This window comes from Patescibacteria group bacterium (assembly GCA_035529375.1).
GTDB lineage: Bacteria > Patescibacteriota > Microgenomatia > PFEM01 > JAHIFH01 > DATKWU01.
Genome location: DATKWU010000005.1, coordinates 1 through 10,707, shown reverse-complemented (window position 1 = coordinate 10,707; position 10,707 = coordinate 1). Strand labels below are relative to the sequence as shown.

Annotated in this window: 5 protein-coding genes and 2 pseudogenes; 1 reads left to right on the top strand and 6 read right to left on the bottom strand. The window is 38.7% G+C overall.

Annotated elements, in window-relative coordinates; translation table 11 throughout:
- Window positions 1-398: 398 nt before the first annotated feature.
- From VMY36_00750 to VMY36_00730, 5 genes and pseudogenes are all read right to left on the bottom strand, one after another.
- Window positions 399-1,103: pseudogene (locus tag VMY36_00750) on the bottom strand (collagen-like protein).
- 1,482 nt (window positions 1,104-2,585) lie between these two features.
- A pseudogene (locus VMY36_00745) lies at window positions 2,586-2,777 on the bottom strand (site-specific integrase).
- A 117-nt stretch (window positions 2,778-2,894) separates the two neighbouring features.
- Window positions 2,895-3,359 (bottom strand): site-specific integrase, encoded by a 465-nt coding sequence (locus VMY36_00740; protein ID HUV42423.1) that lies wholly within the window; start codon window positions 3,357-3,359, stop codon window positions 2,895-2,897.
- Between the two features lie 815 nt (window positions 3,360-4,174).
- A complete protein-coding gene (locus tag VMY36_00735; protein HUV42422.1) occupies window positions 4,175-6,436 on the bottom strand; it encodes a YfhO family protein in 2,262 nt (753 codons plus the stop codon).
- Entirely contained in the window at window positions 6,433-8,214 is a 1,782-nt protein-coding gene (locus VMY36_00730; GenBank protein HUV42421.1) for an NPCBM/NEW2 domain-containing protein, read from the bottom strand. Before VMY36_00730 ends, VMY36_00735 begins: the two co-directional genes overlap by 4 nt.
- An 86-nt stretch (window positions 8,215-8,300) precedes the next feature.
- Here VMY36_00730 and VMY36_00725 point away from each other — a divergent pair, with 86 nt between their 5' ends.
- The gene (locus VMY36_00725; GenBank protein ID HUV42420.1) at window positions 8,301-9,986 is read left to right on the top strand and encodes a glycosyltransferase family 39 protein; all 1,686 of its coding nucleotides are present in this window, start codon (window positions 8,301-8,303) and stop codon (window positions 9,984-9,986) included.
- A 3-nt stretch (window positions 9,987-9,989) separates the two neighbouring features.
- On the opposite strand, the gene VMY36_00720 is transcribed toward VMY36_00725, so the two are convergent.
- The gene (locus VMY36_00720; protein HUV42419.1) at window positions 9,990-10,640 is read right to left on the bottom strand and encodes a hypothetical protein; all 651 of its coding nucleotides are present in this window, start codon (window positions 10,638-10,640) and stop codon (window positions 9,990-9,992) included.
- Window positions 10,641-10,707: the final 67 nt, after the last annotated feature.

Genomic DNA, 10,707 nt, shown 5'->3' with positions numbered 1-10,707 from the left:
CAGCGGGCGGTATTGGAACCAAGGTCAAAGGAATCATTAGATTGGGGAGAGATGTGATAGGCGGTAAGGTCGCCTCCAAGGACAGTATTTTGTGAGCCATCAAAAGTAATGACAACACCTCCAGAATCGTAAATATTATTACCGCCTACGGTAATGTTTCCTTCAACATCAAGCTTCGTTCCTGGTGTATCTGTTCCAATCCCAAAATCGCCGCCGGAGACATTAATCCACGAGTCATTATTGGCCACCGGTGAAAAGTAAATTTCGGCTGATGCTGTGGCATCGTTACCTAAAGCCAAAGACTGAGAATTAGGATCAAGATAAGGGAAAATTAGACCGCACCAACCATTAGGCCCATCGCAGTTATTATATTCCCAAAAGAGGGAAGTGCCATCGGGTCCGACTGGTCCTGTCGGTCCCGTTGGTCCGGAGGCACCTTCAGCTCCTGTCGCTCCCGTTGGTCCAGTCGGCCCGGTTACACCTACTTCACCGGTAGCACCGGTTGGTCCGGTCGGCCCGGTTACACCTACTTCACCGGTAGCACCGGTTGGTCCAGACTCACCTTCAATGCCGGTCGCTCCCGTTGGACCAGTTGGTCCAGTAGCTCCTTCCGCGCCAGTCGCGCCGGTTGGTCCGGTCGGCCCGGTTACACCGGCCTCACCCGTCGCGCCGGTTGGTCCAGTTGGTCCGGTAGCTCCGGTTGGTCCAGTTGGTCCGGTTGCTCCGGTGGGACCGATGACTCCGGTCGCACCGGTTGGTCCGGTTGGTCCGGTTACACCTACTTCACCGGTAGCTCCGGTTGGTCCAGTTGGCCCGGTTGCTCCGGTGGGACCGATGACTCCGGTGGCTCCGGTTGGTCCGGTGGGACCGGTTACACCGATTTCACCGGTCGCTCCGGTTGGTCCGGTGGGTCCGGTTACACCGATTTCACCAGTCGCTCCGGTTGGTCCGGTAGGTCCGGTTGGTCCCGAAGCACCGATCGCCCCGGTGGCTCCGGTTGGTCCGGTGGGTCCGGTTACACCGATTTCACCAGTCGCTCCGGTTGGTCCCGAAGCACCAACTGCACCAGTCGCACCTGTTGAACTTGTACCGGTTCCACCAGAACCGGCTGGAGAAAAAGTAAGAACAGTTTTTTCATCTTGAGAAATTGGGGGGTTACCCCCGGTTGAAGCAATAAAAGTAACAGTGATTTTATGCCAATCACCCTCATCATTAACACTCTTGACTTTTCCATACCACCATTTTTCCGCTCCATTGCTTTCGCTAAAGATTCTAATGTAGCCATATTGGCCACCATTCCTAAGATTGTCTAAAAAAGCATCAATATCCTTATTATCACCATTAGTATCACTAACAATAATTTTTCTGATATCAGTTGCGGTTGAATGGTCAAATCTTAGGTAGCCTGAACCTGGATCGTTTTCAAGAATATCAGTATTGAAGTTGAATGAAGTTGAATAGCCGCCAAATTCTCCTTGGTTACCAGCCGGTCCTGTTGCTCCAGCGAGATCTGTCCAGGCAGAACCATCACAATAATAAAATTTATTAGTATCTCTGTCATAGTAGATTTTGCCCTTATTAGCTGAGTTACAAATACCTGCGTAAACTTGGGTATTAGTTCCTAAAGTTAAGGTACCGGAGAGATTAACATTGCCATTAGCATCAACAGTGAATTTAGGCGAAGGAATCGAACCGGCCTCAAGTTTTAAGAGATTATAATTTTTATTGTCGTTGCCTACATAACCGTAATACAAAGTGTTAGCTTCTTTGTTGCCAGAAATACCTAAGTTTGCGTCAATCGCATTTATCACTTCACCTGAACCAGCGCTAAGCATTAAATTTAGCACTCCAGACCCATCAGGTGCTAAGGTAATATTGCCGTCTGATCCGACTGGCGTTACCAGGCTGATTGCTTGACCTTCGATAGCAAAATTGCCTTGGGTTGATTTGATTTTAGGAGAGTTGGCAGCCAGAATAAGATTACCTTCTTCATTTAAAACCGGAACCATATTACCTTCTGGAGCTTGGGATGGTGGAAATTCATTTAATAAATAGGAGTCTGCAGCGTGGGCGGCCGAGGAGATAGGAATTCTCGGACTAAGTTTTTGATTATTAGTCGTAATTTCAAGATAAAGCCTTTCCTCTTGAAAGAAAATCTGGGAAGAAAGTTCATAATCACCTCGGGTCGTATCGCCAAGCGGAGCTTGGAATTTACCTTCAGGATTAGGGACTAAAGGCCAAGTTTTTGACTGCCAAAGAGGTGCACCACCTTCTTTTTGGTTATAAATTTCAAAGACAACCTGGGATTCGTGAGTAATTGCTTCGCCTGTATTGGTGGTTAGTTTGCCTTGAAAATTGATAATCCAAGGTGAATAAGCGGCTGCAGTCGGCGTTACTACTTGTTGGATGCGCATGGAGCGAATATAAGAGTAAAAGCGATAAGAAGAGAGGAGAAGGAGGATAATAATGATAACAATACCTAAGACAATTTTAGCTAGTTTTACTGGTGCTGATTGAAGCCAACTTTCTTTTTTAGTGACCATCTCTGTTTCTTGAGGCAGAGAAGAGTTTTTTTTCTCAAAAGGATTGTTTTTTAGATAACCTGCCTTAGTTGCCCAAGCAGCGAATTTACGTAAGGCTGAAAGGCGACGATTAACGGTACTCGAGGAGAGATTAAGGACATTAATCAAGTTGTCTTGATAGGCATCAATGGTTTCTTTGTTTATTTGGCTAAGTGTTGATTTTGATGACATTTCTAAAGGTTTTGAGAAAGTTTTAAGGCTTTGATTAAGGTGATATAATTGAAATGCGGGCTACCTTTCGTCTCTGACGGAAAAAGCGAAATTTGGTTCCCCTCCAATTTGCTTGCGGCGGCCCGCATTAGTTTTGTTAAGCTACGTTTTTAATTCCAACCAACTTAAAAAGTGCCTTAAATCTGAAAGATAGTTATTAATGGTTATTTGACTGGCTTCTTGTCTTTCTAGATGTCTTTTAAATTTAATGAGGACTCCTTGGTAGGGATGTTTGGTTGAAAAACGAAGATTTTTTACTTGAGAAAGCTCATTTTTATTTAGCCATCCTTGACTAAGACCAAGATAACCAAATTTTCTTAGAGCTGAAAGACGACGGTTGATCGTCGACAGGGGAGTATTTTTGGCAATTAAATCAGTTTTATATTCTTCAATTGTTTGTTGGTTAAAAAGATTAAAAATTCCTTTACCGGCGACTTGATATTTGATTCCTGTTTTCTTTGTTAACCAGTTAAGAAAGTTGTTAATGTCGGCCACATAATTTTTGATGGTGACAGAAGAAACCTTTTGTGATTCAAGATAGGAGCGAAAGAGTTTGGGCAGGTCCATGTTTTAAAGAAAGAGCCAAATAAAAGCACAACTGAAAATTAGGAGAGCTACGAAAACCTCAGCAAGACCAGTAAAGTTTTTTGATTTTTCGAAAGAATAATGTTGGCTATATTTTGTCATTTTTGAAAATTCCCGCAAACTTAATTTAGCTTCAAATTATAAAAGATTATACTAAATTATAAGAACAAAACTACTATAATAAGGGCTGGAGATACTTGTCAAGAGGCAATTTTTGTAGAGTTTGACCTATTTAGATCAGGTATAAAGGAGGGTAATAAAAGTCTTTGTAAAGATTTTCATAAAGATTCACACGAATAATAATTACCGCAAAATTACCTAATTAATCTGTCATAAGATTGCATAGTATATCAAGGTTAAAAATATTTTAGCCGAGGAGAACTTGATATGTTTTGATATAAAAGAGTCATTTTAAAATAAAGTAAACCTATAGAATTGTTGGTTAGTTTTTATTGTGACTAAAGAAGCTCATTTGTTTAAAAAGTAATCTCAGTTATTAATGAAGTAGATAAATTCCTTTAACAATTTCTAAAAATATTAACAAAGATGGTTCGTTTATATATCTATCCTAGAGTATCTCGAAAAGTGTTTAAATTAGCGACCTTTTTCCTTGTTTGCTAAAGAAGTGATTAATTAATAAAAGCGCCATTTTTAGGTTAAAGCTTTAGTCTAATAGTTTTTTAATAGAAGAAATTATTGTTTTGCGACAGTTTATTCAACAAGTCCTCTAGTAGTTGTTTTTTTCTTAATTAAAGCCTGCGTTTATTGATTTTTTAAGTAATATTTTGATTTATTTATTAGGTAAAGAGGCGGTTCGAGAGCAGGCGTTTTTTTAGGCGAAGGAAAATAATAAGCGTGACGATTGCTAAGGTTAGAAGAAGGGGTTTAATGAGAGCTGGTTGATATTTAAAAGAAATTTGGTGTTTTCCAGGGTTAACTTTGGTGGCCATAAAGCTCGGGAAGACCATTATTTTTTGGACAGGTTGATTATCGATAGTTGCTTGCCAGTTAGGGTGGTAAGTCATTTTAAAAACAATTAAACAATCTTGGCATGCTTCGTCAATTTCAATACTAGCCTCATATTCTTGGAAGTTTATCTCTTCTTGTAAAATTTTTCCTTGAGGGTTGATTTTAAAAGGTTGTTCTTGATTAAAGACTGGACTTACGAAGAGATTAAATTCTTGATTAAGGGCTTGATAATTAGCTTCATCAGTCATTTTAATTTGCCAACTGGCATCTGATTGGCCTTTTAAGATTAAGGCGGGGAATTGTTTTTGTTTTACCCAAGGAGAAATAATCCAAGAACGAGTAATGTTAAAAAGGTTTTCTTTTGAACTGAGAACATTAAGATCAGAGTAACCTAGGTCAAAATAGCCAGTTGTTTCAATTTCAGAGAGTTTGTAGTTGCCATAACTAATAATTTCTTCAGCAAAAGAAGGGACTGAATAATCAAGGGGGCTAACCAAATAGCGAATATTATAGAGATTGTAGTGCTCTGGTAATTGTTCATTAAAGAATTGTTCAGGATCAGAGTTGAGGGACCAAGTTTCTGGCAAGAAGCCACCAATTTCAAAACCACGGGCAGAGAGAGCCATATAGACTGGTGTCGGTCCTGCTTTAAAACTTCGGCCCCAATTGCCTGGTCGACCAGCGTAAATTCGTCCTCGGGGAAGCTCATTGAGCTTCTGGACTATTTTGCCTAAGTTAGCCCAATCTTCAATAAATTCTTGATTGGCTCCTGGAAGCCATTCTCTGTTCAAATCAAGGTAATTGTAGGTTTGGCGAAAGACAGGTAAAGAAATAATAAGAATTACAACGATACATAAAGATATATTTATATCAGGAGAAAATTTAAGCCTCAGAATTCTTGTAATTAGCCAATTAAGGCCAATACCAATAAGAAAAATACTGGCTAGATGGACACCAATAATGAAACGATGAAGATGATAGTCCTTTAATAAGGGAAAGAGGTTAATTAAGTCTCCAAAAAACGGTTTGCCAAAAAAGAGAATTAGCCAGAAAGGAAAAAGAAAAAAGAAAAAGCGATGCCTGGGCTTTTGAGCGCGAAAAGCCGCAATCAGGAAGCCAAGAATAGTTAAGAAGGTTAGGATAGGTAAGCGGCCAAAGTCTAGTAAATCACCATTAAGGAAAAGATTGATAACACTCTCGAATCCATAAGAAAACCACTTACTGGGTGGGTCCCAGAAACTAACAGCATGATATTGATTGTTGAGAAACAAGGGTATGAACCAGTAGGAAAGGAAGATAAATGTAATTGAGAAAACAATCAAAAGACGCATATAGTTCTTAATTAAACTTATGCATTTAGGTTTAGAAATGACTTTTTGCCAAGAGGAAAGCCAGTTTCTCTTAGGCAGTTTGACTAAGGCCAAAGGGATTAACAAGCAAGAAAGAAGACCAATATAACCAGTGGCGAGGTGAGAAGCTAGACAGGCGACAAGAAAGCCAATTGCCACCAGATATTTTTTATTTTCTTTGACAGCTTGCCAAGTAAAACCAAGGGCCAAAGGTAAGAAGAAAACACTTAAAGCTTGTAAAGAAAGGCCGTAGCCTCGCCAAACATAGCTTGAGACATCAATTCCGTAAAGACCATCAGTTAAAAGTTGGGAGGAAAACAGAGCAATTAAGCCAGAAGTTAATTTTGAGAAACAGAATTTTCGAGCACCAATATAAAAAGCCAGAGGAGTAAAAACAAGGATTAGATATTGGAGAAGATGAAAATAATCAAAGAATTGGAGGGGCAGAAAAGGTTCAATAAGTTTGTAACTCGCCACTGTGACTAAATGGGGTAAATGGGAGTAATAAAAAGGCAGAGGATAACCATCAGCCCAGTTGGGCACCCAATGGTCAATCAAATCTAAAAAATTACCTTCTTCCCAAACCTGATTCATTCGGTTAATTAGACCAAGTTGAAAGATATTGTCATTGAGGTCAGATTGAATATAAAGTTCTGGTACCAAAGTCCAGAGGTTGAAGACAATGGCGATGATGATTAGAAGAAAAGGGATTAATTTGGTTATTCTTTTTATTTCTTTCATTTGTAGAGGGTTGGATTTAACCAATCAGCATGGTCATCATTAATGCCGTCTTGAGCATCAGTAATAATTAATTCAAGATTTTGGGCTTTTTCAATATTGACTTCAGCGTGGCGGGGTAGATCGAATCTCCCTACCTTGCCTGATTCATAAAGAAGCTGACCATCAGCCAGAATTTTAAACTCAACTGTTCCCTGAATACCGGCTTCGGCGTCAATGCCCACATCAGTAGTAAAGCGTTTAAATTGGCCGTTAAGAGGGTAAATAATTTGAGAATTGGCATGAGAACCAAGCCCTTGACGGTAAAAAAAGTAGTTTGAAGAAAGAAAGCTCCAGGATTTTGGTCCCCAAGCTGAATTAACAGTCAAATTTTTCATTGGTAAGCCATAATCCTGTTTTTGATAAATAGGCGTAATTTTGGTTAAAGGAATTTCTTTAGTAGCGAGAAAGGCGGCTTGTTTAGAAATAATAATAAAGGCTGCTATAGAGAGGATCGTGAGGCTCAATCGGGGATTAATTTCTTTGATAAAGATGATACTTAAGCCAAGAAAAAGGATTAAATGGATACCTGCCACGATTAGAGTTAGTTCGTTAAAATTTAATTGAGCCAAGATGGACAAAGCGTATTGAGGATAGTTAATCGCTAGAACATTATGGAGATTGTAAAAGCAGGTTAAGGGTAATAGAGTCATGATTAATAGGTAAAAGTATAACTTAATAGATCGCGGTTTTTCTTGGTAAAGCTGACTGATTTCTGGAATCATCAGGGCTAGAAAAAGAAAAGCAGGATAAATGTAGCGCTCATGCATTTGGGTGGGCAGCATAAAAAAAGCTAAAGCCACCCAAAGGCAGGTTTTGATCAAGGTTTTTTTATTGGTTTTTTGCCAAAGAAGACTTAAAGATAGAAGGTAAAAAACAAAGAAAAGAAAAAGGCCAATAAATTTTGCCGGAGTGATGCCAAAAACAAGAATTCGGTCGATGGTCGTAAAGCCAGCTCCTTTGGCAAACAACCACCAGAGATTATAAGCATTTAAGGAAAGATAAGGAAAGTAATCAGCCGAAGCGAGAATCAAGGTGGTTACTTTCTCCATATGATGACTAAGGATAAAAGGCAAACAAACTAAAAAGAAAACAATGGTCATCGTTCCTAAAGAGGTAATTAATTTTTGCCAGCCCTCTTTTTTAAAAATCCAGAGAAGCAGGAGGGGAAGATAAAAAAGCATTTGGAGTTTTAAAAGAAAAGCTAAGGTAATGACACCAATGGCCCGGAGGGATTTCTTTTGCCAAAGTAAAATTAAACTTAAAAAGAGAAGACCAGTCCCGATTGAGCCGACTTGACCCCAGTAGGCACCATTAAAAATGATGAAGGGATTAAAAAGGTAAAATCCAGCGGCAATTAAAGGCAGGTTTATTCTTTTGGGTGTTTTGGTTTTTAAATGCTTTTCCAGAAGCCACCAGAGGCCGTAGGCGGTCAGTAAGTCAACAATAATGACTAGTAGCTTGATGAGAAGGAGAAAAAGGAGATTGGTTGCTTGCCAAAAGGCTTGGAGATTTATTGGCTGGGCTAAAAAAAGATAGGTTGAACCCACGGCTTTTAGGTAATAGAGAAAAGCGGGGGCGTAATTGTAATTGGTTTCCAGAGTGGTCCAGACAATCCCTTTTTCAGCCGCGGCTAAACTCCAGGATTTCCAATAAGCAATGTCAGCCGCAAAACCGGGGTTGGGAATAAAGAAAAGGCGAATAATTAAACCAAGAAAAAGGAGAATCAAAAGTTTTTTCATCTTTCCTATTGTAGCAAATCTGACCAAAAAATTTTAAACCAGAACCAGATTGAAAAAAAAGCTTCAAACCAGTAAAATCCATTTTAATGAAAAAATTCTTTAATTTTAACAACCTAGTTGTTTTTTTGGGAATCATCGCCATTCTTTTTTGCTTGGCTCTCCGGTTTGATTTAGCCATGAATCGTTTTTTTGATGAGGACGAGTTTCGTCATTTGTATCGGTCTTATCTTCTGGCTCAAGGTCAAATGCCTTATCGAGATTTTGGTTACTCTTTTTCGCCTTTCTTGATTGCCTATTTTGCCCCCTTATTTTTATTCTTAAAAGAAGGCGTGGTGGTTCTTTTTTTTGCCCGGGCTCTTAATTTCCTGGTTTTTTTGGCCACTCTTTTAGTTCTCTTTTATATTGGCAATTTAGCTTTTAATCGCTTAACCGGGGTTGTGGCCGCTTTTTTCTGGGCTCTTTTGCCTCTTAATTTAAGCAAAACTATTGAAATTAGACCTGATAATTTTTCCTTGCTCTTTTGGTTAGCTTCTTTTCTTTTTCTTTTAATGGCAGAAAAGAAAAAGAAGAAGCGACTTTTTCTTTTAATGGCTGGATTTACCTATGGTTTGGCTTTTTTGATTTTAATGAAAGTCGCTTTTGGTTATTTGGGTTTATTCGCTGGTCTGCTTTTTGTTAGTCGCGGTACCTGGAAAAAACTCTGGGAGAATTTTTTCTTTTTTCATTTAGGTGTTTTAATTCCTTTTTTGGCTTTATTTTTATTTGCTTTTCTTTTAGGTGATATTCCAAAAGTAATTTATTCAGTTTTCTTGTTGCCTTATGAAATTAATCGAAGTTATGGCAAAATGTTTTTTGACCCAATCTTTCCTTTTATTCCCAATGATGCTTTTTATGGTTTAGGTGGCCGCAGTTTGCCTTGGTGTTTGACCATTTTCGTTATTTTTTTAGGGGTAGCAGGTTTAATTAAACAAGCTTTTCAAGCAGCTTTTAAAGGTTATCAGTTAATCAGTTTATTTTTAATTTTTTCTTTTCTTGGCTTTGCTTTCTTGGTTTTCTTTTTTATTTACATCACTCTTTTACAAAACTACTTGCCTTTACTAGTGATTCTTTGCTTATTGGCGGCTATCTTTTTGGTTGATTTGGGTCATTGGCTTCAGAAAAAAATTGGTTTACTTTGGCTGATTGGTTGGTTGTCGCTTTTTTCTCTTTCTTGTTTTGGTCTTTGGCAATCAGAAAGAGTCCAAACAAAATGGAAAAATACAGGCCAGCTTCAAATTGTCAATAATATTTTGTTAGTTTCTGAACCTGGCGATGCAGTTTATGACATGACGGGCTATCATCTTTATCGCCAGCCTGGATACTTTTACTGTTGCGAACCGTTTCCGCTGTTTGTTCACGGTCTTTCTCAACCCTTTCCTAGTTTGACAGAAGAATTAAGAAGAAATCAAACTAAATTTATTTATTGGAATAAAAGCAATTTTTGGACCTTGGCAACCGAAGATGTCAATTTTTTAAAGCAGAATTATTTGCTGACTGGCTTGGGCGATCTTTATGTAGTGGGCAAGAAGATTGTTTTTTCCGGTAATCAAGAGATGATGTTTGAGATTTTAGCAGAAGGAGAATATCAGATAGAGAAAGAGAGCCAGGGTAGGTTAATCATTGATGGCCAGGAAATTAAAACTAATCAACTTTATTTAAATAATGGTTGGCATCAGACCAGAGGAGAGGGAATTAAGGGGTTAATTTTAAAATATAAAATGAGATCTCGCTAATCTTTATTTAGCTTCGTAGTTAAGACTGTCAACAATTCGTTCAAAAATTTCTGGATCTAGGATACCATTGGCGATATGGATGACTTTATTAGGGTCATTGGAAACAGCAAAAAAGATGTCAATATTAGGTGATTGATCAGCGTTATTAATATAAATGGCGCGGTAACCAGTTAAACCAGAGGTATTGACGAACTTTTCAATTGAAACAAGACCTTTCAAACCAGAAAAGAATTTCCACCAATTACGAGCAAAATCTTCAACTTTACCAACATAAGCTGGGTCACGGCTAGGAATGTTTTCGACATTAATAAAAATGTTACGTTGAGCCGGAATATTACCCCAGATGATGGCCACCGAGTCAGTGGGATCATCAGGGAAAATGCCTAATTTTAAGGTTTCTGGGTATTTGAAGGAGTAATTATAGACTTTTCCTTTATATTCTTTCCAGGGAACATTGGGACCGGCCGTAAAGCGTTGGGGAGCAGTTGGAGGATTAACCAATTCATTAGCTTCTAAAGCTTCTTCACCTAAATAAGTTTGACCAGAGGGTAAAGTGATTTTGACCCCGAATTTTTGGGCGTAGAGATAACCACCGTAAAGAACGATGCCTAAAACTGCCACTCCGAGGACTAGGCCGAGAATAATTTTTTTCATGTCGGGAGTATTTTCCATATCAAAAGAGACTTTACTCTATTATAAAACTACTTGTCAAGAGGGAGTC

Coding starts and splice junctions, on each gene's coding strand:
- VMY36_00740 (HUV42423.1), bottom strand. CDS start 3,359: ATGGACCTGCCCAAACTCTTTCGCTCCTATCTTGAATCACAAAAGGTT.
- VMY36_00735 (HUV42422.1), bottom strand. CDS start 6,436: ATGAAAGAAATAAAAAGAATAACCAAATTAATCCCTTTTCTTCTAATC.
- VMY36_00730 (HUV42421.1), bottom strand. CDS start 8,214: ATGAAAAAACTTTTGATTCTCCTTTTTCTTGGTTTAATTATTCGCCTT.
- VMY36_00725 (HUV42420.1), top strand. CDS start 8,301: ATGAAAAAATTCTTTAATTTTAACAACCTAGTTGTTTTTTTGGGAATC.
- VMY36_00720 (HUV42419.1), bottom strand. CDS start 10,640: ATGAAAAAAATTATTCTCGGCCTAGTCCTCGGAGTGGCAGTTTTAGGC.